The 21375-nt window shown below is 66.1% G+C and carries 16 protein-coding genes; 14 read left to right on the top strand and 2 right to left on the bottom strand.

Annotation, left to right across the window (positions count from 1 at the left end):
- Positions 1-33 precede the first annotated feature (33 nt).
- Entirely contained in the window at positions 34-4089 is a 4056-nt protein-coding gene (locus ACO07I_RS11055) for an autotransporter domain-containing protein (protein WP_422017217.1), read from the top strand.
- Between the two features lie 95 nt (positions 4090-4184).
- Here ACO07I_RS11055 and ACO07I_RS11050 read toward each other — a convergent pair whose 3' ends face one another.
- Together ACO07I_RS11050 and ACO07I_RS11045 are read right to left on the bottom strand one after the other, a co-directional pair.
- Complete coding sequence (locus ACO07I_RS11050; RefSeq protein ID WP_422017215.1) at positions 4185-7175, bottom strand: ATP-binding protein; 2991 nt, start codon at positions 7173-7175, stop codon at positions 4185-4187.
- A gap of 56 nt (positions 7176-7231) precedes the next feature.
- A complete protein-coding gene (locus ACO07I_RS11045) occupies positions 7232-8089 on the bottom strand; it encodes a branched-chain amino acid aminotransferase (protein WP_422017213.1) in 858 nt (285 codons plus the stop codon).
- A gap of 42 nt (positions 8090-8131) precedes the next feature.
- On the opposite strand from ACO07I_RS11045, the gene ACO07I_RS11040 reads away from it, so the two are divergent.
- From ACO07I_RS11040 to ACO07I_RS10980, 13 genes are all read left to right on the top strand, one after another.
- Positions 8132-8998, top strand: coding sequence for an EamA family transporter (locus ACO07I_RS11040; RefSeq protein ID WP_422017211.1), 867 nt, complete (start codon positions 8132-8134; stop codon positions 8996-8998).
- A 122-nt stretch (positions 8999-9120) separates the two neighbouring features.
- Positions 9121-9426 carry a hypothetical protein gene (locus ACO07I_RS11035; RefSeq protein WP_422017209.1) on the top strand — a complete coding sequence of 102 codons (306 nt, stop codon included), beginning with the start codon at positions 9121-9123 and terminating at the stop codon, positions 9424-9426.
- A gap of 155 nt (positions 9427-9581) precedes the next feature.
- The gene (locus ACO07I_RS11030; protein WP_422017207.1) at positions 9582-11093 is read left to right on the top strand and encodes a UxaA family hydrolase; all 1512 of its coding nucleotides are present in this window, start codon (positions 9582-9584) and stop codon (positions 11091-11093) included.
- 213 nt (positions 11094-11306) lie between these two features.
- Complete coding sequence (locus ACO07I_RS11025; RefSeq protein ID WP_422017205.1) at positions 11307-11513, top strand: cold-shock protein; 207 nt, start codon at positions 11307-11309, stop codon at positions 11511-11513.
- Positions 11514-11517: 4 nt separating this feature from the next.
- On the top strand, positions 11518-11976 hold the full coding sequence (locus ACO07I_RS11020) for a GNAT family N-acetyltransferase (protein ID WP_422017203.1): 459 nt from the start codon (positions 11518-11520) through the stop codon (positions 11974-11976).
- Positions 11977-11986: 10 nt separating this feature from the next.
- The gene (locus tag ACO07I_RS11015) at positions 11987-13381 is read left to right on the top strand and encodes an amidase (protein ID WP_422017201.1); all 1395 of its coding nucleotides are present in this window, start codon (positions 11987-11989) and stop codon (positions 13379-13381) included.
- A 111-nt stretch (positions 13382-13492) separates the two neighbouring features.
- Positions 13493-15583, top strand: a complete 2091-nt coding sequence (locus ACO07I_RS11010; RefSeq protein ID WP_422017199.1) for an adenylate/guanylate cyclase domain-containing protein — start codon at positions 13493-13495, stop codon at positions 15581-15583.
- Between the two features lie 3 nt (positions 15584-15586).
- A complete protein-coding gene (locus ACO07I_RS11005) occupies positions 15587-16279 on the top strand; it encodes a methyltransferase domain-containing protein (protein WP_422017197.1) in 693 nt (230 codons plus the stop codon).
- Position 16280: 1 nt separating this feature from the next.
- Entirely contained in the window at positions 16281-17951 is a 1671-nt protein-coding gene (locus tag ACO07I_RS11000; RefSeq protein ID WP_422017195.1) for a transporter substrate-binding domain-containing protein, read from the top strand.
- Positions 17948-18577, top strand: coding sequence for a hypothetical protein (locus ACO07I_RS10995; protein ID WP_422017193.1), 630 nt, complete (start codon positions 17948-17950; stop codon positions 18575-18577). The genes ACO07I_RS11000 and ACO07I_RS10995 overlap by 4 nt, the downstream gene beginning before the upstream one ends.
- A gap of 27 nt (positions 18578-18604) precedes the next feature.
- A complete protein-coding gene (locus tag ACO07I_RS10990) occupies positions 18605-19477 on the top strand; it encodes an SDR family oxidoreductase (RefSeq protein WP_422017191.1) in 873 nt (290 codons plus the stop codon).
- A gap of 33 nt (positions 19478-19510) precedes the next feature.
- The gene (locus tag ACO07I_RS10985) at positions 19511-20038 is read left to right on the top strand and encodes a superoxide dismutase family protein (protein ID WP_422017189.1); all 528 of its coding nucleotides are present in this window, start codon (positions 19511-19513) and stop codon (positions 20036-20038) included.
- A gap of 60 nt (positions 20039-20098) precedes the next feature.
- A complete protein-coding gene (locus ACO07I_RS10980; RefSeq protein WP_422017187.1) occupies positions 20099-21136 on the top strand; it encodes a D-cysteine desulfhydrase in 1038 nt (345 codons plus the stop codon).
- Positions 21137-21375: the final 239 nt, after the last annotated feature.

Here is a 21375-nt window from a genome sequence, read left to right as displayed (position 1 = left end):
TGCCACACAGCCTGGGGTAGCGACAAACACTTGATGCTTGCACATCCCGACAATCGCTTCTTTCGCTGGGGACTTGCGGCGGTACTGGCCGTCGGTGGCGGTCCGGCTGCGATCGCCCAGAGTTTCGTCTCGATGGGGCCGGCCTCCAGTTATGGCGAGACGGGGACCGTTCAGAGCGCCGATGTGACGTCGAAGACCGGCACGGTGTCCGGGGCCATACAGTCCATCGTCGTTGATCCCGTCAATGCCGGCACGATGTATATCGGCGCGGTCAACGGCGGCGTGTGGAAGAGCCAGAACGGCGGCGCGAGTTGGACACCGCTTACCGACAAGCAGCTCTCGCTGTCGATCGCCAGCCTAACCATGGATCCGACCGATGCCACGGGCCAGAAGATCTATGCCGGCACCGGCGTCACCTCCAACAGCAACATGGGGGGCCCGAAGGTCGGCATCCTCTTCAGCGCCGATGCCGGTTCGACATGGTCGCTGCTGGGCAACGGGACCCTCGATAAGAGCGTCGTGGGGCTGGTGGTGCGTGGCAGCACGATCGTGGCGGCGGAGGCGGAACCGGTCAATCCCAAGACCGGCGGCGGTGGGCTCTATCTCAGCACCAACGGCGGCACCAGCTTCTCGGCCGTGGCGGGCGTTCCGGCCGGCGCCGTGACTTCCCTGGTGAGCGCCAGCGCGACCGGATCGCCGCTTTATGCCGTGGTGAACTCGGCCGACCCCGCCACGCGCGGCATCTACAAAGGGACCAGCGACGGCTCCAGCTGGACCCAGATCTCCGCCAGTCAGGTGCCGATCGGCTCCAACCAGTCGGCGCGGCTGGCGGCTGGCCCGAACGGCTCGGTGGTGGCCGGCGTCTACGACTATATCGAGCCCTCTCCCACCTCCAATTCCAGCAGCGCCAAGCTCTCGGCCCTCTACCTGTCGCAGGACGGCGGGGCGACCTGGAAGCCGCTGAGCACGCCCAGCGTCAATGCGGGAGAGCAGGCCTCTACCAACCTGACGCTGGCGATCGACCCCGGCAATTCCAGCATCGTCTATGTGGCCGGCGACCGGATCGAAAACAGCCCTTACACCGTTCCTGTGTATCGGGTGGTGCTGAACCCCGACGGCTCGTCGTCCGCCACGGATATGAGCCGCGCAGGGACGGCGAACAACTCGGCGGTGCATGCCGACTCGCGCGCCTTTGCCTTCGACAGCGCCGGCAACATGATCCTGACCGAAGACGCCGGCATCTACCGGCGCACCAGTCCGCAGACGTCGACTGGCGATTGGAGCGGCATGAACGTGTCAAGCCTGTCGGTGCGTGAGGCCTATGCTGTTGCCTACGATGCGATCGGCAAGCGGCTGGTCGCGGCCGCACAGGACACCGGAACCGCCTACCAGCAGGATCCCGGCGGACTGATCTACAATGCGATCGGGGCGGGCGACGGCGTCAATGCAGTCGTCAACGATCGAACGCTGGCCAGTGCGGGCAGAAGCGCCATCTACACCTCCGCGCAGGGGCTGGGTTACTTGACGCGATGGACCTACAACGCCGACGGTACCCTGGCGGTGGCCCCGAAGGTGTTCAACACCAGTGGATCCGGTCCCGGCGCCCTCAACTTTCAAGCCGACGACTATGACAGCGAGGGCGAGCTGCCGTTCACGAGCAAGATCGTGCTCAACAAGAAGGATCCGACCAAGATCGCCTTCGGTACCAACTACGTCTACACAACCGTCGATACCGGCGCGGCGAGCAACACGTTGGCGCTCGATGTGCGCACCAACAAGATCGGCCTCGTGACGGGCCTGGCCTATGGTTCGGGCGTCAATGCCGATGCCCTGGTGGCCGGCGCCGACAATGCGCCAGGCAGCCTCTATTACACGAACTCCGCGACCGGCAATCTCAGGTACCTGTCGAACTACGCGGCCGCGGGCGGCGCCGCCGCGAAGTCGCTGGTGTTCGATTACCGCTCCGACTCGCAGTTCTACGTCGCCGACGGCAGCAAGCTTTGGTCGGGCTCGGCCGCCACCACCGACGGCACTTTCGCCGCCATCGATCTCAGCACCGTCAAGCTGATCCAGCCGGGCGCGGTCGAGTTCGTTTCCAACAACGGCGTCAATGCACTGCTGGTCGGTGGCCTGAGCAGCGACACCGGCGCGGCGCAGAGCCCGCTCGCAGTGGCCGACAGCAGCGCGATCGGTACGCTGTCGGCGTTCCGCACCTTCGGTACCAGCCTGCCCAATACGTTCATCTATCAGCTCGGTTACAATCCCGAAGCCGATGTGCTGGCGGTAAGCTCGTTCGGGCGCGGCGCCTGGCTGCTCTACGATGTCACGACCTACTTCACGACGGCAACGACGCTGAAGTTCGGCGTGGCCGACAACGATTCGACGCCGACCACCGAACAGCTCGCGGCCGGCACGGGCGCCGCCGCCGGACGCGGCCTGGAGAAGGTCGGCACCGGCACGCTCACGATCGATAGCGGCGTCACTTCCGGCTATACCGGCGCCACCACCGTCACCGGCGGCACGATGTCGGTGAACGGCGACATCACGAGTTCGAGCGGCTTGACGGTAGGCGTCAACGGTACGCTGGGCGGCAACGGCTTGGTTCCGACGACCGTGGTGAACGGTACGCTGGCGCCGGGCAATTCGGTCGGCACGCTCACCGTCGTGGGCGATCTCACCTTCAATCCGGGCAGCACCTACCAGGTCCAGGTCGAGGGCACGGCCGACCGCACCAACGTCACCGGGACAACGACGCTCGCCGGCGGCACGGTGCAGGCGAGCTTCGCCACCTCGGCCTTTCAGCGCAGCTACCAGATCCTGACCTCTGCCGCCGTGACCGGCCGCTTCGATGGGCTGACGGCCAGCGGCCTGCCGGGCTTTCTCAACGCCAGCCTCGGCTACGCGCCGGGCAGCGTGGCCCTCAACCTGCAGTCGGGGATGGCGTCGATGGCGGGTCCCGGCAGCAATCGCGGCGCCGTGGCGCGGGCCTTCGACACGGCGTTCAACGCCGGCCCCGGGCTCAATGGCATGCCGGCACTCTATGGCCTGTCGAGCGGGCAGCTTCCGCAGGCGCTGTCTTCTCTCTCGGGCGACAGCGCGAGCGTCGCGCAATCGGCGGCGCTCTCGGCGGGCAGTCAGTTTGCCTCCGTGATGACCGATCGGGTCGTCACGCGGCGCAATGAGGAACTGGCCTGCTACAATCATCCGGCCGAGGCGCAGGCCTGCCAGACCCCGCCCGACTGGAGCGCCTGGTCGGCGGGCTTCGGCGGGGCGCAGTGGCTCAATGCCAACGACGCTACGGGCGCGGCGGCATCGCTGCAGACAGTGGGCGGCGGCGCCTTCGGCATCGACTATCGCGCCGGTCCCGATACGCTGGTGGGCGTGGCCGTCGGTGCCAGCACACTGGGCATTTCCATGCCTTCCAGCGTCGCCAACGGGCAGGCGACCGGCACCCATATCGGCGTCTATGGCCTGCACGACTGGAGGAGCTTCTACGTCAACGCCGCCATGGTCTTCAGCCGCTTCGACGGCAACCTGACGCGGCAGGTTACGGGCATAGGCATGAGCGAAACGGAGCGCTCGTCGTCGGTCTCTACGCAACTCGGTGGGCGGGTGGAAGTCGGCCGTCCCTTCGCCGTCGGGCAGGCCTCGATCACGCCGTTTGCGGCGCTGCAGCCGTCACAGTTCTGGCAGCCGGCGACCACCGAGACCGCCACGACCGCGAGCGGCGCGCCCGGCGTGTTCGCGCTCTCCTATCAGGCCCAATCAACGACTTCGCTCCCGATGTTCCTAGGCGCGCAGGTCGACGGCCGGACGGAGATCAATTCACACGCCGCCAGCGCCTGGCTGCGCCTCGCCTGGGTCCACGAATTCATGACCGGCCGGCCGGTGACCGCCGGCTTCACCGCCCTGCCGGGCAGCCTGTTCACGGTCGACGGCGCGACCGCCGCTACCGACGCCGTCCGAGTGGACTTCGGCGGCCGCTTTGCGCTCGACACGCAGATCTCGGTTTTCGCCAACGCCACCGGCGAACTCTCGAACCGTGGCCAGAGCGTCGGCGGCACCGTCGGCTTCAAGTGGGTGTGGTAGCCCACGCGATCGGCGCGACGGGGCATCGAGCGTGTCGAGTGATCTTCCTGGCCCGGGCGGCGATCCGCCCGATGGGCCCATCCAGGGTCCGCCGCTTACGGCGTCTCGATGATCTCGCGCACGCGTGTGGCAAGCGCTTCCATGGTGAACGGCTTGGTGATGAGCGTCATGCCCGGGTCGAGCGAACCGGAAGTGAGGGCCGCGTTCTCGGCATAGCCTGTCATGAACAATATCTTGAGATCGGGACGAAGGGCACGGGCCGCGTCCGCGACCTGGCGGCCGTTCAGTCCGGGTAGCCCGACATCGGTGATCAGCAGGTCGATGCGCTGCGCCGACTGCACGATCTCCAGGCCCTGGGGACCATCGACTGCCTCTACGGCGCGATAGCCCAGATCGGCGAGCACTTCGACCACCAGGCCGCGGACCACCGGCTCGTCCTCGATCACCAGCACGGTCTCGCCGCTCTCGGCCAGCGCGGCCCTGGTCGCGTCCGCGGCGGTCTCGTCGTCGGCTTCGCCCTGAAAGCGCGGCAGGCAGAGATGGACGGTCGTGCCCCGGCCGGGTTCGCTCTCGATCTGGGCATAGCCCTCGGACTGGCGCGCGAAGCCATAGATCATGGAAAGTCCCAGACCGGTGCCTTGCCCTATGGGTTTGGTCGTGAAGAATGGCTCGAATGCACGGGCAATCGTTTCGGCATCCATGCCGGTGCCGCTGTCGCTGACCGAGATGCAGACATAGTCGCCGGCCGCCCTGTCGGCATGCGCGGCCGCGGCCGCCTCGTCGACCTCCATGTTGTGGGTCGCGATGACGAGCTGTCCGCCTTCGGGCATGGCATCGCGCGCGTTGATCGCCAGGTTCAGGATCGCGGATTCAAGCTGGTTGGCGTCGCAGCGCGTCAGCCAAAGCCTGCCGGCCAGCTTCAGGTCGAGGTCGATCCTTTCACCCAGCGTCCGCCGCAGCAGCTCCTCCATCGAGCCGATCAGCGGATTGACGTGGACGGGGCGGGGATCCAGCGGCTGGCGGCGCGCGAAGGCCAGCAGCCGGTGGGTGAGGGCGGCGGCGCGGTTGGCCGACGTCATGGCGCCGGTGATGAAGCGGTCGAGGTCGCCCAGCCGGCCCTGGCTGATACGCCGCTGCACGAGGTCGAGGCTGCCGGTGATGCCTTGCAGCAGATTGTTGAAATCGTGGGCGATGCCGCCGGTGAGCTGACCGATCGCCTCCATCTTCTGGGCCTGGCGCAACGCCTCTTCCGCCGTTCGCAGTTCGGCGGTCCGTGCCTCGACCCGCGCTTCGAGCGTGGCGTTGAGCGCGCGCAGCGCCGCCTCCGCCTCGCCGCGTTCGATCACCTGTCGGGTCCGCTCGGCCACTTCTTCCATGAAGGCGACCTCGTCGGGTTGCCATCGACGGACCGGCCGGTCGTTGAGGTAGACGATCGTGCGCAGGCGGCCGGCGCGCACGAAGGGCACCACCAGGATGGCGCGCGTGTCGACCGCGCGGGCGGTGGCCCGCGTCTCCTCCTCGTCGCTCAGCGGATCTGTCTGGAGGTCGTTCACCACGACCGTCTCGCCCGCGCCGAGCTTGGCCACGATCTTGATGCCGAAGGCGCGGGCGGGGACCCGACCGAGAAGCGGCTGCGCACGGCCGTCGGTCCAGCAAACCGAGTAGTCGAACACGTCCTCGACCGGATCGAGATGGCCATAGCCCACGCGGCTGACACCGAAGAAGCGGCCCATCAGGGCGCAGGCTTCGTCCAACGCCTTGTCCGTGTCGTTGCCGCGCAGGGCATCGCTGAGTTCGAGCATGAAGGCGTGACGCGCCTCGGCGATCTTGCGCGCGCTGATGTCGATGGCGGTGCCGACCGCGCGGTAGCACCTGCCGTCGGCATCGAACATGCCCTTGCCCTTTGCCGCGATCCAGCGGACCACGCCGTCGTCGTGGCCGATCGTCCGGTACTGCACGTCGTAGGTTGCCCGGACCGCGGGATCGAGGGCCGCGCCGAACGCGCGGGTGATGGCATCGCGGTCTTCGGGGTGAAGGCCGGCGTAGAAGTCGTCGAGCGCGCAGACGGCGTCCGGCGAAAAGCCGAACATGGCCTTGGTGCGCGGCGACCAGGTCAATGTATCGGTCGTGAAGTCGACGTCCCAGATGCCGATCTCAGCCGCCTCCGTGGTAAGTCGCAGCGATTCCTCGCTCAGCAGCGACTGCCGCTCGGCCTCCTTGTGGGCCGTGATGTCATGGCCGCCAACGAAGATGCCGTAGACCTCGCCGGTTTCGTCGCGCATCGGTTCATAAAGGAAGTCGATGAGGCGTATGCTGGCATCGTTGCCGAGGCGAACCGGCATTGCCCGCGCGATGAAGCGCTCGCCGGTGCGGTACACCCGGTCCAGCAATTCGTAGAAGCCCTGACCTTCGAGTTCCGGCAGGGCGTCGCGCACGCGGCGACCGATGAAGTCGCGCTGGCCGGCAATGGCGAAGTAGGCTTCGTTCACGTACTCATAGACGTGTTCGGGGCCGCTCAGGACGGCGATGAAGCCCGGGGCCTTCTGGAACATGCGGCGCTGGCGCTCGATCTCGGCCATGAGGCGCTGCTCGGTGAGCACCTTCTCGGTGGTTTCGCTGCATACCACCAAGACACCGCCCACGCCGTGGGGGGCAGCGGTATCGTCGATCGGACTGTAGCTGTAGGTCCAGTAGACGTCTTCGCGGAGCCCATTGCGGGTGATCGGGACCAGGTGGTTCTCGTTCCAGGTGGCGCCTCGACCAGCCATTACCTGCTCGATCTGCGGCCCGATGATGGGCCAGATCTCCTCCCACACGGCGCGGCCGGGCCGGCCGAGCGAGGACGGATGGCGTTCCGGGCCGATCGAACGCCGATAGGCGTCGTTATAGAAACAGATGAGGTCCGGGCCCCACCAGATGTACATCGGATGGCCGCAGTTCAGCAGCAGCCGGACCGCGGTGCGCAGCGACTGCGGCCATCCGGCCGGGGCGCCGATCGGTGTGTTCTCCCAGTCATGGGCTCGCATGAGCGCGCCCATCTCGCCGCCCCCGGCAAGAAAGCTCGTGTCGCGCTCTGCTGCAGTCATGGCGCGACAGTATCGATTCGCGCCCGGCCCGCAAGTATGCCCGCGGCCGGGAGGCTTCAGATCACCCGCTGGGTGCGGGCGAAGGCCATATAGAGGTCGTGGGCCCGGGCGGCGATCGGGCCGGGCTGCAGGTCGCGGTCCTCGTAACGGCTGACCGGTTGCACCTTGCCGGCATTGCCGGTGGTGAACATCTCGTCGGCTTCTTCCAACTCCGCCGGACGGATCGTGCGCTCCTCGACCGTGATGCCGGCCGAGCGCAGCAGCTTGACCGTCCGGTAGCGCGTGATCCCGGCCAGGAAGCTGCCGTTCGGCACCGGCGTCGCGACGACGCCGTTGCGGGCGATGAACAGGTTCGAGCTGCAGGTCTCGGCCACGTTTCCGAGCGGGTCGAGCACGACGCCGTTGTTGAAGCCGCGCTTCAGCATTTCGGCGACACCGCGCGAGGAATTGGGATAGAGGCAGCTCGCCTTGGCGTCGGTCGGCGCGGTCTCGGGCGCGGGCCGGCGAATGCTGCGGCACAGGCCGAGCGTCAGCGGCGTGCCGGCGCGCATCGGCGAGACATAGGTGCAAAGCAGGAACTGCGCGGAGTCAGGATCGACCGATATGGGACCGGCGCCGCCCTTGCCGGCCCAGAACATCGGGCGGACATAGAGTTCGGCCTGGGGACCGAAGCGGCGCACGCTCTCGTGCATCAGCTTCAGGATCTCTTCCGGCGTCTGGGTCGGGTTGAGGCCGATGGCGCGGGCCGAACGCACCACCCGTTCCGCATGGAGGTCGAGGTCGGGACCGCACCCCTCGAAGGCGCGGCCGCCATCGAATACCATGGAGCCCAGCCAGAAGGCATGGTCGCGCGGCCCCAGGATTGCAGGGTTGCCCTCGTGCCAGGTGCCGTTCCAGTAGGTGAGCGTGTCCATTCTATCCTCGTCGTCCCTCGAAGCGCGCGGACATAGCAGACGATGAGCGGTGCGGCCATCCTCGCCTTGGGCGCGGCGTTCTGCTTCGCACTGGCGCTGATCCTGACGCAGTTCGGCTTGCGGACGATGCCCTCCTGGCGCTCGCCGCTCTATTCCATTGGCGGAGCCCTCGTGGTTGCCTGGATGGCCGCGATCGTGTTCGTGGACTGGAGTACCTTCAATCTCGACGCGGCGCTGATCTTCGCCGGGGTCGGTTGCATCTTCCCCGTGGTGGTCTCGATCCTCTCCGTGCGCTCGAACGAGCGGCTGGGACCGGCGGTGGCCGGAGCGGTGGGCAATGTGACGCCGATCTTCGCTGTGCTCGGGGCGGTGCTGTTCCTCGGCGAGCATCTCAGCCTCCTGCAACTGCTCGGCCTGGCGATGGTGGTGGGCGGCGTGGCCCTGCTGGCGCTGCGGGGCGGCACCGGCGGTCGCCACTGGTCGGTCTGGGTACTCGGCCTGCCGCTTGCAGCCGCGCTCGTGCGAGGCGCCATCCAGCCGGCAATCAAGACCGGGCTCGCGCTCTGGCCGGAGCCGCTGGCCGCCGCGGCCATCGGCTATGCGCTCTCCTCGGTCGTGATCGTGTCTCTGGTCGGGCGTCGCGCCTTGAGGGAAGGGCCGGCGATCCGCAGCGGGGTGCTATGGTTCCTGGCCGTCGGATTCGCCAACGGCACTGCCACCTTCCTTCTCTATGCGGCGCTCGGGCTTGGCTCGATCACGGTGGTCGCGCCGCTGGTCGCACTCTTTCCGCTCATGGGCGTGGTGATGAGCTGGATATTCCTGCGTGGCGAGCGGCTTCATGCCCTCGGGCTGCTTGGCATCCTGGTGAGCGTGGCGGGCGTGATTATTCTGCTCATTGGCGCAACCTGAGGGTGGCCGAAAAGCGGCTGAAAGAGCGCGCGAATTCCTCAGGTGAGATGGCCCTGTCGGGCGCTCCCGATGCGTACCTCTGTATGACGCGGCGTTGCTGCCGCGCAGAACGGAGGCAGACAATGATGAAGCGTATTGCTCTCACCGCACTCGCCGCCGCCGCCACCTTCACGACGGCGACGCTGGCATCCGCGGCCGTCACACCCGCAGCCGCGCAGTCTTTGGGTTTCTGGATCGGGACGCCGCAGCCTCAGCGCTACTACGCGCCACCACCGCCGCCGCGCTATTATGCGCCGCCGGTTCAGCGTGTCTGGGTGCCGGGCTATTGGACATGGCATCACGGTCGTCAGGTCTGGGTCGATGGCCGCTGGGTCCAAGAGCGGCCGGTCCCGGCATGGGGGCCGGGCTGGAGCCCAGGCTGGGGCTGACCGAGGTTGACATGTGCGGTCAGGTGGAACGGGGCGCTTCGGCGCCCCGTTTTCATGCGGGCGATTCGTACAGGAAGCAGTTGCCGCTGGCCGGTGCCGTACTAAGGTTCTGACAGGAATGCCGCCGCAAGTGCGGCGACCTGGAGGAGACAGAGATGACCGCCCCGCTTACCATTCGACTTCATCCCGCCGACAACGTCGTCGTGGCGCGCATGGACATCCTGCCTGGGACGAACGTCGAGGGAGCCGTGGCGGCTGCCACGCGCGTGCCGCCCGGTCACAAGATTCTCACGCGGCCGGTCAGGAAGGGCGAGCCGCTGCGCAAGTACAATCAGATCATCGGGTTCGCGACCGATGACCTTCCGCCCGGGACGCACATTCATACGCATAACTGCGTCATGGGCGATTTCGAGCGCGACTATGCCTTCTGCGCCGATGCACATCCCACCGACTTCATCATGCCGCCGGCGACCTTCCAGGGGTACCGCCGCACCGACGGGCGGGCGGCGACGCGCAACTACATCGGCATCGTGACGACGGTGAACTGTTCGGCCGCGACCAGCCGCATGATCGCCTCGAGGCTGGCGCCCGTACTGGCGCAGTTTCCGAACATCGATGGCGTCGTGCCGCTCACGCATGGGGGCGGCTGCGGCATGGCGGCGTCGGGCCTCGAGATGGACGTGCTGCGCCGGACGCTCGCGGGGTATGTCCGACATCCCAATATGGCCGCGGTCGTAGTGCTCGGACTAGGCTGCGAGACCAATCAGATATCCGGCCTGATGACGGCCGAGGGGCTGAAGGAAGGGCCGAAGCTCATTCCTCTCGCGATCCAGGACGAGGGCGGCGTGTCCAGGACGGTGATGCGCGCCGTCGATTTCCTCAAGGAGATCCTGCCCGAAGCGAACGACGTGAAGCGTGTGCCGATCCCGGCGAGCGAGCTCATCCTTGCTCTGCAGTGCGGAGGGTCCGACGGCTACTCGGGCATCTCGGCCAATCCGGCCCTCGGTGCGGCGGTCGATCTTCTGGTGCGGAACGGCGGGACGGCGGTTCTCTCCGAAACGCCTGAAATCTATGGCGCGGAGCATTTGCTGACGCGGCGCGCGGTCAGCCGCGAGGTCGGCGAGAAGATCGTGGAGCGCATCCGTTGGTGGGAAGATCACTGCGCCCGAACCGGCGGCGAAATGAACAACAATCCGTCGCCCGGCAACAAGGCGGGCGGACTCACCACCATTCTCGAGAAATCCCTGGGCGCGGTGGCCAAGGGCGGCACCACCAATCTGGTGGACGTGTACAAGTACGCAGAGCCGATCACCGCCAAGGGCTTCGTCTACATGGACTCGCCCGGCTACGACCCGGTGTCGGCTACGGGGCAGGTCGCGGGCGGTGCCAACGTCCTGTGTTTCACAACGGGGCGCGGCAGCGTCTTCGGCTGCAAGCCGACGCCTTCGCTCAAGCTTGCGACGAATACCTCCCTCTATCGGCGCATGACTGACGACATGGACATCAATTGCGGAACGATCGTCGACGGCGAGGAGACGATCCAGGACAACGGCCGTCGCATCTTCGATCATATTCTTGCCACGGCCTCGGGCCAGAAAACCAAGTCTGAAATTCTCGGTATCGGGGACGACGAGTTCGAGCCGTGGAAGATTGGCGCAACAATGTAGACTCTTGGGGGAGCCATTTTGAGGTGAGCACGTTACGTCCTTCATATGCGATCCTACGACTCCGAACTTGGCCATGCTTTGCCGGCCCGGCCCGCCGCGGCCCCGGATTTCCCCGCGAGCTTTCACCCCAAATTCAAGGTTGTCGAAGGCGGTAGCCGCGAGCGCTCCGCCAGCGCGCATTTGTGTGCTCGTTTAACTGCCCAGGAGAGAGAGATGGCTACAGGCACCGTCAAGTGGTTCAACGCCACGAAGGGATTTGGATTCATCCAGCCGAGCGACGGCGGCAAGGACGTCTTCGTCCATATCAGCGCTGTGGAGCGCTCGGGCCTGAACGGCCTCAACGAAGGCCAGAAGATCGGATACGAGATTGCCACCGAGCGCGGCCGTTCGGCTGCGGTCAACCTCAAGGCGGTCGACTGACGGCATGAGAATCGTTCCCCTCGTCGAACGCCCGGATCTGGTCGATCAGGTTTCCATCTGGGGATTCGACGAGTGGGGACACCTCAGTCCCGGGCAGACTCTGGACGAACGTCGGGCCAAGGTTCGGGGCAAGATGAACCTCGACAGGGTGCCGATCGCTTTCGTAGCCCTCGATGACCACGATGGGATGGTTGGCACGGCGTCCCTGATCTTCGACGATCTCGAAGGCGATCCCCGCAATCCCTGGCTCGCAAGTGTGTACGTGCCGCCGGCCCATCGGCATCGGGGCATCGCCTCGGCGCTGGTGAGCGCGGTCGAGGCAGCGGCGCGGCGCATCGGATACGACCGGCTCTATCTCTTCACGACTTCGGCCGCTGCGCTCTATGAGCGCCTGGGCTGGACGGCGCTTGAGCGGCGCGACTATCGCGGCGAACATATCCAGGTCATGGAGAAGTCGCTGTGAGGGAGTCCGCATGCCAGCCGACCTGCACTACCTGTCGCTCGACGAGGCCGCGCGGCGCCTGAAGGCGCGAAAGATCTCGTCCGTCGAGCTGACCCGTTCCCTCCTCGACCGCATCGACAAGGTCGATCCTGGATTGCGAAGCTACGCGACTGTCACGGCTGATCGCGCGCTGGCGGATGCGGCCCGCCTCGATGAAGAGACCGGCGCCGGCACCTCGCGGGGCCCGCTGCACGGCGTGCCGATCGCGGTCAAGGATCTGTGCAACACCGAGGGCGTCCCGACGGCGGCCGGCATGGTGATCCATCGCGACAACGTTCCATCACGCGATGCAACGGTGGTTGCCCGTCTCAAGCAGGCGGGCGCGGTGATCCTCGGCAAGCTGCAGATGACCGAGGGGGCCTATGGCGCGCATCATCCCGCCATCCCCGCGCCCCTCAATCCCTGGAACCCTGCCTACTGGACGGGCTCGTCCTCGTCTGGGTCCGGCGCGGCCACGGCGGCCGGGCTCTGCTTCGCCTCCTTGGGCTCCGATACCGGCGGCTCGATCCGTTTTCCCTCGACCATGAACGGCCTGTCGGGTTTGAAGCCCACCTGGGGGCGCGTGAGCCGCGCCGGCGTCTTCCCGCTGGCGGAGTCCCTCGACCATATCGGCCCGATGGCCCGCAGCGCCCTCGACGCCGCAATCGTGCTCGGCGTTATCGCGGGTGCCGATCCGGACGACCCGACCTCTGTCGACCTACCCGTGCCTGACTATACCGCGTCGGTCGACCAGGGCGTCCTGGGCAGGCGTATCGGCTTGCCCTCCAACCTGCATGGGCTCGACGGGGAGTCTGAGCGCGCCCTCGACGGCGCCCTCGAGGTGCTGCAGAAGGCAGGTGCGACGATCGTCGACGTGAAGCTGCCCGACGGTTTCGACCAGGGCGCGCGCGACTGGGTGCCCCTGTGCGGTGTCGAGGCGGCGCTGGCCCATGACGCCACCTATCCGTCGCGGGCCTCCGAATACGGCCCGGTCCTGTCGGGCCTGCTCGACCAGGGACGCCGCCTCTCGGCGGTGGAGTTTGCCCGCATGCAGTTGCGCCGAGCGACACTCACCGGCGAACTCAATCGCCTGTTGGGATCGGTCGATCTGCTCCTGATGCCGGTGATGGCCAGGGCCGTGTGGTCGACCGAGGCTCTGCTGGCGGCCGGGCGCGATCCTGAAGCCGTCGCGGGACGGTTACGCTATACGGCGCCCTTCGATCTCAGCGGCCATCCGACATTGACCCTTCCCGGCGGTATGAGCGCCGATGGCATGCCGGTGGGCTTCCAGATCGTGGCGAGAGGCTTCGGGGAGGGTGCCATTCTCGCGGCGGGACACGCCTATCAGCGGGAGACCGACTGGCATATAAGGCGACCACCGCTGTAGCGATGCCGCGGGCAGGGCGCGTGGACGCTGAATCTCCTTTCATTTATAGTGTTTCTATCGCCCGTCCCAGGATATCCCAGCCGCGCAATGCCAAGCTCCTTCGCGAAAAATTTGCGGCTGCGTCCCAGCATCCTCACGCTGTTCATTCTGCTGACGGTGCCGGTCTTTTTTGCGATCGTGGCGGTGAACTATGTCTCGAACGAGAAGATCGCGCGCGACAATGCAGACGAGCTGATCGGACGGTTCAGCGTCGAGGCGATCGAGAACATCCAGAACCTGTTCAATCCCATCAAGTCGTTGGTTCGCAGTGCCGCCGTGATCGGCGCGGAAGAGCCCGGCTTCTTCGAGGGGAACCGCTCGCTGAAGTATCTCTTCAGCATCCTGCAGCACAGCGATCGCATCATCAGCATGTATGTCGGCCTGGACGACGGCTCCTTCCGCCAGGCCCGGCAGATCGATCCCGCGGTCGAGATTCAGGGCAAACTTCCGCCGCCGGGCACGCGTTACGCCGATCGTTGGATCGCGCCGCAGCGCGGTTCGGCTCCCATCGACCACTATCTGTTCCTCGATGCGGATCGCAAGGAACTGGGCATTTCCGAGCAGACCACCGCCTACGATCCGCGCGCACGCCTGTGGTATCGCACGGCGCAGGAGACCCGTGAGCTGTCGGTCAGCGACGTCGACGTCTTCGCGACCCTGGGACTCGTCGGCTTCACCGTCGGTGCACCGTTCTATGTCGACGGTACGTTGCGCGGCGTCGCTGCGGCCGACATCACGCTCGACGGGCTCTCCAACTATCTCGCCGAGCGCAAGATCAGCCCGGGCACGCAGTCCTACATTCTCGACCACCAGGGCCGGGTCATTGCCAATTCCGAGCGCGTCCGGACCTACGCCAGCCATAATGGCAGGGTCGAACTGCAGCACATCACGTCGCTCGGCGATGAATTGCCGGCGATCGCGTTCAGTTTCCGGCCGCGCGGCGACGAGAAGATGTTCTCCTTCGCACATGCCGGACAGGCCTATGTCGCGAGACTGGCGACCCTTCCTCCCGAGTTCGGCAAGAGGTGGCAGCTCTTCGTCATAACGCCGCTGGCCGACTTCACCAGTGCGTTCGACGAGCAGAACAAGCGCCTGGCCCTGTTCGGCGCGATCGCCATCGTCGTCCAGATCTGCATCATCTATTTCCTGTCGAGCGTCGTCTCGACCCCGCTGGAGCGGCTCGCGCGCAAAGTGACCAATATCCAGGATCTGGAGGGCGACAATCTTCCGCCGCTGAAGTCGCCGATCCGTGAGGTTGCGGTCCTCGCGCGCGCCATCGACACGCTGGACTCCGCGGTGAAGTCGTTTGCGGCCTTCGTGCCCGTGGGCCTCGTGCGCCAGCTCCTCGACTCGGATCAGAGGCTGGTGCTGGGCGGCCACAGCCGCTTCCTCACCATCTTCTTCTCCGATCTCGAGGGCTTCTCGACCCTGTCGGAGGAAGTGCCGTCGCAGGAGCTGTTGCTTCGCGTCTCGGCCTATCTCGGCGTGGTGACCCATGCGGTCAACATGGAGCATGGCACGATCGACAAGTTCATCGGTGACGGCGTTATGGCCTTCTGGGGCGCGCCGGCCCTGCTCGAAGACCATGCGCAGCGGTCCTGCTTCGCAGCGCTGCGCATCCGCGAGGGCATGAAGGTACTGAACGCCGAGTGGGAGGCGGACGGCAAGAAGCCGCTGAACGTCCGCATCGGCATCCACAGCGACGCCGTCCTGGTGGGCAATATCGGTTCCAAGGAGCGCATGAGCTATACCGTCATGGGCGACGGCGTGAACGTCGCGGCGCGCCTGGAAGGCATCAACAAGGAGTACGGCACGGGCATCTGCATCAGCCATGCCGTCTTCAAGGAGGCCGGCGAGCGGCTGTGCGTGCGGCCGATCGACGATGTCACCGTGAAGGGCCGCCGCTCGAAGATTCCGATCTACGAACTGGTTGGCGCCTACGGGATCGGCCCGGAGTTCGAACCGGATCAGGCGACCGTTCGCCTCTGCAAACTCACGCGAACCGCCTACAGTGCGCTGGTCGCCGAGGACTATGCGACGGCGCTGGCGCGCTACCAGGAGATCCTGGTCGAATACCCCGGCGATCCGGTGGCGCGCGCGATGGCTGCCCGTCTGGCTGCGATTGATCCCACGCGACTCGTTCCGCTGCAGATGTCGCGCTGATCGATGTTCGACGCCCGCAAGTCCTCTCCGGCGGTCGCGGCGCTGCGGCCGAGTGAGTATACGGCTGCGATGGTGCAGGCGCTCCGTGCGGAACCGAGCCGCGTCTGCGGTGCCCGCGCGCTCGAAATCGGCTGCGGCAGCGGGGTGATTCTCGCCGTGCTGGGTAGTCTCGGCGCCGGCTCGCTTTGCGGGATCGACATCGAGGACGACGCCATCGCCACTGGCCGGGCGCTCCTGCAGGAGCTCGGGCACGAGGCGGAAATCCATCGCGGCGACATGTGGAAGCCGGTGGCGGGACGGCGCTTCGACCTGATCGTCGCCAATCTGCCGCATTTTCCGATGGATCATTTCGAAGTGGCGGGACGGCTGTCGACCTGGAGCGCGGGCGGCATCGAAGGCCGCGACCTGCTCGATCCGTTCCTCGAGGGCCTCTCGGATCATCTCGCGGTCAACGGGCGTGCCCTCATCACCCACAATGCATTTGTCGATGTCGAGCACTCGCGCCGCATTCTCGAACGCTACGGTCTCGTGCTTCACATCGCCAGTACCGTCCTGGTCCATATCGCCAACGAAAAGATCGAACTGATGACACCTTCCATTCTACGCGCGGAGGAGGGTCGCTCCATCCATCGCTACGGGCCGCATGTCTTCGCCGACATGCATATCGTCGAAATCGCCGCCGGCTCGCGAGGCTGACATGACCTCGCGTCGCGTACTGTCCGTCGTGTTCGCATGGCTCGTTCTGCTGGCCGGTCTGCCGGTGCGCGCCGAAACGCCCGATGCGGCCTTGGCCAAACTGATCGATGAGGCGCGTGCCGCCGCGGCCGTCCCCGGCGCCTGCGAGCAGCCCGGCCTCGACCGGCTGGTCCGTATCTACTGCGACAGCAAGATCCGCGTCGGCGTACGTGAATACTACCCGCTGTTCGGGACCCGCGAGGGCCAGGTCCGCTCGGGCTACGACGTCGATGTGGCACGCGAGATCGCCCAACATCTCGGCGTCGAACCGGCCTTCACGCGCGTCAATGCCGCCAGCCGAATCCCGCTGCTCGCCGACGACAAGATCGACCTCACCATCGCGACCATGGGGCACAACACCCAGCGCGACGGCCAGGTGCGCTTCATCCGTCCGCACTACTACCGCTCGGAGACCATCATCGTCGGGCCGAAGGGCCTCACGATCAAGGACTGGCCCGACATTGCCAGCCGCACGATCTGCGTCACGATCGGCAATAACTCCAACGCCCAGATCGTCTCGCACAATGCCCGCCTGATGCTGTTCGACGAGGCGGGTGTGCTGCCCGACAGGTTGCGCGACGAGACCTGCGTTCTGGCCGCCCAGGACGACAGCTTCTTCGACTACTACTTCACGGACCCGGCGTTCGCGAAGGCCTACGACAGGAAATTCGGCTTCGCCCAGCTTCCCTGGGGAATGGCCGTGGCATTGACCGGCAGCGATCGCCTGGCGCGTGCGCTCGACCTGATGAGCCAGATCTTCCATCGCGACGGCATCTTCCTCGAAGTGGCAAAGCAGAACCGCATCGGCCTCGGCTTTCTCGAGCTCGAGCGTGCGGTCTGGAATCGGCCCGATTGCAACACCGATACCGGAAGCAGCGACCCGGGCTGCATCCTGCCGGCGCTGAGCGCGGTTCTGGAGCCCACGCCCTTTGCCGGCCAGGTGACCGCCTTCGAGGCCTGGCTGGAGAAGCACACCGGCATCAGCGTGCAGTTCCCGATGTTCAAGACCATGCCGGCCTGGCAGCTGTTCAAGGCGGGAATCGCGAATTCCCTGGTGCTGGTCGTCGGGGCCCTTGCGGCGACGCTGTTGTTTGCCGTTGTGCTGGGGGCCCTGCAGAGTTCGCATTCCCTGCTGCTGCGCTGGCCAGCCCGTGCGCTCACGATCGTCCTGCAATCCTCGCCGGTCGTGCTGACCCTCGTCATTTCCGCCGCCGTGGCGCTGGCGCTCTTTCCCTATTCCTCGGCCGTGGCAATCGGCGCGGCCATCGTGGCGCTCGGCCTGATGAACGGCGCCAATGCGGGGCAGGCCATCGGCGAGGCGATGCACACCCTCCAGACCGAACGGGGCGGGGCGCCCGCGCCGACCTTCGAGCTGTTCGGTCGCGCGGTCAGCCGCTCGGCCACCCAGATCGTGTCCTTTCTCGTCAACGCGGCGAAAGGCACGCCGATCGCGAGCTTCATCGGCGCGCCCGAGCTTCTGAGCGCGCTTACCGACATCACCTCGTTCGCCAGCGGCCGAGCCAGCACCTATTCGCTGCTGCTCGTCTTTTACGTCTGCGTGGTGATGGTCGTGGTCTGGCTGTGCGACAAACTGCGAATCTGGCTCGAACGCCGGCAGATGGTGACGGCATGAACAAGATCTCTCCTGATTTCGTGCCGCAGCTGCTGGCCGGCATGGTGGTCAATTTCGAGATCGCGGCCATCGCCTTGCTGATCGGCCTCGCCGTCGGCGGCCTGCTGACATTGGCGAAGCTGGCGGGCGGCGTGCGTGGCGCGGTCGCCACGACGCTGATCGGCCTGATGCGGGCCGCTCCGACCTTCGTGGTCATGTTCTTCCTGCTGAACATCATCCCGTCCGACGCGACCCTCTTCGGTGTCCATGTGGCGCCGTCGGGGATCATGACGGTCGCACTGTCGCTCGTGCCCTATGCCGCGGCCTATGTCGCCGACAATGGCGGCGAGGCGTTGCGGCAGCTGCGTGACGGCTCGCCGCTCGGGGCGCTGCTGTTCCTGCCCAATGTGACCCGTGCCTTCTTCGTGCTGGTCATGTCCTCCAGCGCCGGCGCCGCCATCGGCGTGCCCGAGGGGATCGCCGTCATCCTGCGCGAGGCCGAGCTGATGCCGACCCTTGGCGACAAGATGGTCCTGTTCGCCATCGGCATCCTCTGTTTCGGTATCACCCTGCAGGCCGGGTTTGCGCTGATGCGCCTCCTGCAACGCCATCTCGGCCGCCTCGCGCTGCGCACCCGCGAAGGATAGTCTTCACATCCAGGCGCGGGGAGGACGATGACAGGCAGCGTACGCTACGACTCCGTTTTCCGGCCCGGTCTCTTCGCCGGCAGGACCATCGTCGTCACCGGGGGCGGCTCCGGCATCGGCCGCTGTACCGCCCATGAGCTGAAATCGCTCGGTGCACGTGTCGCTCTCGTCGGCCGGACGCTCGAGAAGCTCGAACGGGTGAAGGAGGAGCTGGGCGATCCCGACACGTTCATTTACTCGGCCGACCTGCGCCGCGAGGACGAGGTCAAGGCGGCGATCGAAGGCGTGATGTCCTGGAGTGGCCGCATCGACGGGCTGGTGAACAATGCCGGCGGCCAGTTTCCCGCACAGCTCAAGGACATCTCGCTGAACGGCTGGAACGCCGTGGTCGCCAACAACATGACCGCGACCTTCCTGGTCTCCAAGGCGGTCTACCTCGCCGCGATGGAAGCCCATGGCGGCGTCATCGTGAATGTCGGTGCGGATTTCGAACTGGGCAATCCGGGCATGGCCCACAATGGGGCGGCCCGCGCCGGCCAGACCAACTTCACCTACAGTGCATCGATCGAATGGGCTCATTCGGGGGTCCGCGTGAACTCCGTCATTCCGGGCTTCATCGCGTCGTCGGGCTTCGACCGCTATCCCGAACGCGCCCACGGGGCGCTGCGTTCGGTGAAGGACCGTATTCCCGCCAAACGCCATGGCACGGAGTCCGAGATTGCGGGCGCCATCGTCTATCTGCTGAGCGACGCTGCGGCCTACGTCAGCGGCGCCACGCTGCGGGTCGACGGTGGATTGCACAACTATGGCAAATCGACCTTCTATCAGGTGCCGGATCACGAGAATTCGAAGCCCTTCAACGGCTTTCCGCTCTACCGGCCGCCAAAGGTCCTGGAGTAGGGTGACGTCCCAACCACAACGACGGAGGAACCGATGCGTATCGCCCCAGTGATGTGCAGCCTGCTCGCTGCAACCGGAATCGCTGCCATCTCCTTTGCTGCCCAGGCGCAGAGCCCGACCGCGAAGGCCTCGCTGAAGGACGCAACCGGCAAGGACGTCGGCACCGTCCAGCTCCTCCAGACGCCGCACGGCGTGCTGCTCAAGATGTCGCTCAAGGGCGTGGCGCCCGGTGAGCATGCGTTCCATATCCACGCGGTTGGCAAGTGCGAGGCGCCCTTCACCAGCGCCGGCGGGCACTTCAATCCCGCTTCCAAGAAGCACGGCATGGAAGCCACCGAAGGTTCTCATGCCGGCGACATGCCGAACCTCTACATCCCGGCCAACGGCGAACTGAGGATCGACGTCGCCAATCACATGATCACGCTGGCCAAGGGACAGCCCAATTCGGTGTTCGATGCCGATGGTTCGGCGATCATCATTCATGCCGGGCCGGACGACTACAAGACCGACCCCACCGGCAATGCCGGCGACCGCATCGTCTGCGGTGTCATCACCGAGTGACTTGAAGACTTCGTCCGCGGCGGTGGGCGAGGGCGCGTATTCCTAGCTGGAGCTGATTGAATGGACCTGTCTCGTTTTCCGCGTCGCATCTACACCAACGCGCCCACGCCCATCGAACACCTGCCGCACTTCACCAAGGCCCTCGCCGCCAGCTGCCCGGGCGGCGTCGGTCCCGATGTCTGGATCAAGCGCGACGACATGCTGGGTCTGTTCCCCGGCGGCAACAAGACCCGCAAGCTCGAGTTCCTGGCGGGCGAGGCGATTGCCCAGGGCTGCGACACGCTCGTCACCTGCGGCGCGCCGCAATCCAACCATTGCCGCATCACGCTCTCGGCGGCGGTGAAGGAAGGGCTGAAGTGCCGCTTCGTCATCGAGGAGCGCGTTCCCGGCAGCTACAAGAAGGAAGCCGGCGGCAACAACTTCATGTTCGAACTGATGGGCGTCGAGGCGATCACGGTCGTTCCCGGCGGCACCAACATGGGCGAGGCCATGTCGAAGGTTGCCCAGGAAGTCGCCTCGCTCGGGCGCAAGGCCTATGTGATTCCCGGGGGCGGCTCGAACGCCGTCGGCGGCCTGGGCTATGTCGCCTGTGTGCAGGAGATGCAAGTCCAGTGGCTGGACATGGGCTTCTCCCCCGACGCCGTGGTGGTCGGCTCCGGCAGCTCGGGCACCCATGGCGGCATGGTCGCAGGCTTCCTCGGCAACAACATCAAGGTCCCGCTGATCGGCGTCGGCGTGAGCCGCGATCCCGCCGATCAGGAGCCGCTGGTGCTGAAGGAAGCGCAGGCGGTCATCGACCTGCTGGGCCTCGACATCAAGGTGCCGGCGTCGGCGGTGAAGAGCTTTGGTGGATTCTGGCAGCCGAAGTATTCGGTGCCGAACAAGAAGATGGTCGAGGCCGTCCAGATGCTGGCGCGCACCGAGGGCATCCTGCTCGATCCCGTCTATACGGGAAAGATCATGGCCGGCCTGATCGGGCTGGCACGCCAGGGGCACTTCAAGCCCGGCGCCAAGGTGCTGTTCATCCATACCGGCGGCCTGCCGTCGCTGCACGTCTACGAAGACGTGGTCCTGGGGCGTACCCAGCTCGCCGACTGACGCGACGGCGCGCGTCCGCGCCGCATTTCGATGAGGCATTGCGGTCATCGCGCAATGCTTCCTGCGCGTCACAGTCCGCGCAGAATTTTCCTCCGCCGTCCGGCCGCAGATCGACGAACCCGTTTCATTGACCCGAAGCGGGGCGGCGGCCAGTTTCGATGCATGTTTTGCAGATCATTTCTCCGCCCTTCGTGTCGACGCTGACGCGCGACACCGTCTGATCCCAACACCTTCATCGA

It is taken from the genome of Reyranella sp. (assembly GCF_965227665.1).
GTDB lineage: Bacteria > Pseudomonadota > Alphaproteobacteria > Reyranellales > Reyranellaceae > Reyranella.
Note: the sequence above shows the minus strand (reverse complement) of the source record. Positions and strands in the feature narration are given on the sequence as shown.

Coding starts and splice junctions, on each gene's coding strand:
- ACO07I_RS11050 (WP_422017215.1), bottom strand. CDS start 7,175: ATGACTGCAGCAGAGCGCGACACGAGCTTTCTTGCCGGGGGCGGCGAG.
- ACO07I_RS11020 (WP_422017203.1), top strand. CDS start 11,518: ATGAGAATCGTTCCCCTCGTCGAACGCCCGGATCTGGTCGATCAGGTT.
- ACO07I_RS11005 (WP_422017197.1), top strand. CDS start 15,587: ATGTTCGACGCCCGCAAGTCCTCTCCGGCGGTCGCGGCGCTGCGGCCG.
- ACO07I_RS11000 (WP_422017195.1), top strand. CDS start 16,281: ATGACCTCGCGTCGCGTACTGTCCGTCGTGTTCGCATGGCTCGTTCTG.
- ACO07I_RS10995 (WP_422017193.1), top strand. CDS start 17,948: ATGAACAAGATCTCTCCTGATTTCGTGCCGCAGCTGCTGGCCGGCATG.
- ACO07I_RS11040 (WP_422017211.1), top strand. CDS start 8,132: ATGAGCGGTGCGGCCATCCTCGCCTTGGGCGCGGCGTTCTGCTTCGCA.
- ACO07I_RS11035 (WP_422017209.1), top strand. CDS start 9,121: ATGATGAAGCGTATTGCTCTCACCGCACTCGCCGCCGCCGCCACCTTC.
- ACO07I_RS11045 (WP_422017213.1), bottom strand. CDS start 8,089: ATGGACACGCTCACCTACTGGAACGGCACCTGGCACGAGGGCAACCCT.
- ACO07I_RS10990 (WP_422017191.1), top strand. CDS start 18,605: ATGACAGGCAGCGTACGCTACGACTCCGTTTTCCGGCCCGGTCTCTTC.
- ACO07I_RS10985 (WP_422017189.1), top strand. CDS start 19,511: ATGCGTATCGCCCCAGTGATGTGCAGCCTGCTCGCTGCAACCGGAATC.
- ACO07I_RS10980 (WP_422017187.1), top strand. CDS start 20,099: ATGGACCTGTCTCGTTTTCCGCGTCGCATCTACACCAACGCGCCCACG.
- ACO07I_RS11015 (WP_422017201.1), top strand. CDS start 11,987: ATGCCAGCCGACCTGCACTACCTGTCGCTCGACGAGGCCGCGCGGCGC.
- ACO07I_RS11025 (WP_422017205.1), top strand. CDS start 11,307: ATGGCTACAGGCACCGTCAAGTGGTTCAACGCCACGAAGGGATTTGGA.
- ACO07I_RS11055 (WP_422017217.1), top strand. CDS start 34: ATGCTTGCACATCCCGACAATCGCTTCTTTCGCTGGGGACTTGCGGCG.
- ACO07I_RS11030 (WP_422017207.1), top strand. CDS start 9,582: ATGACCGCCCCGCTTACCATTCGACTTCATCCCGCCGACAACGTCGTC.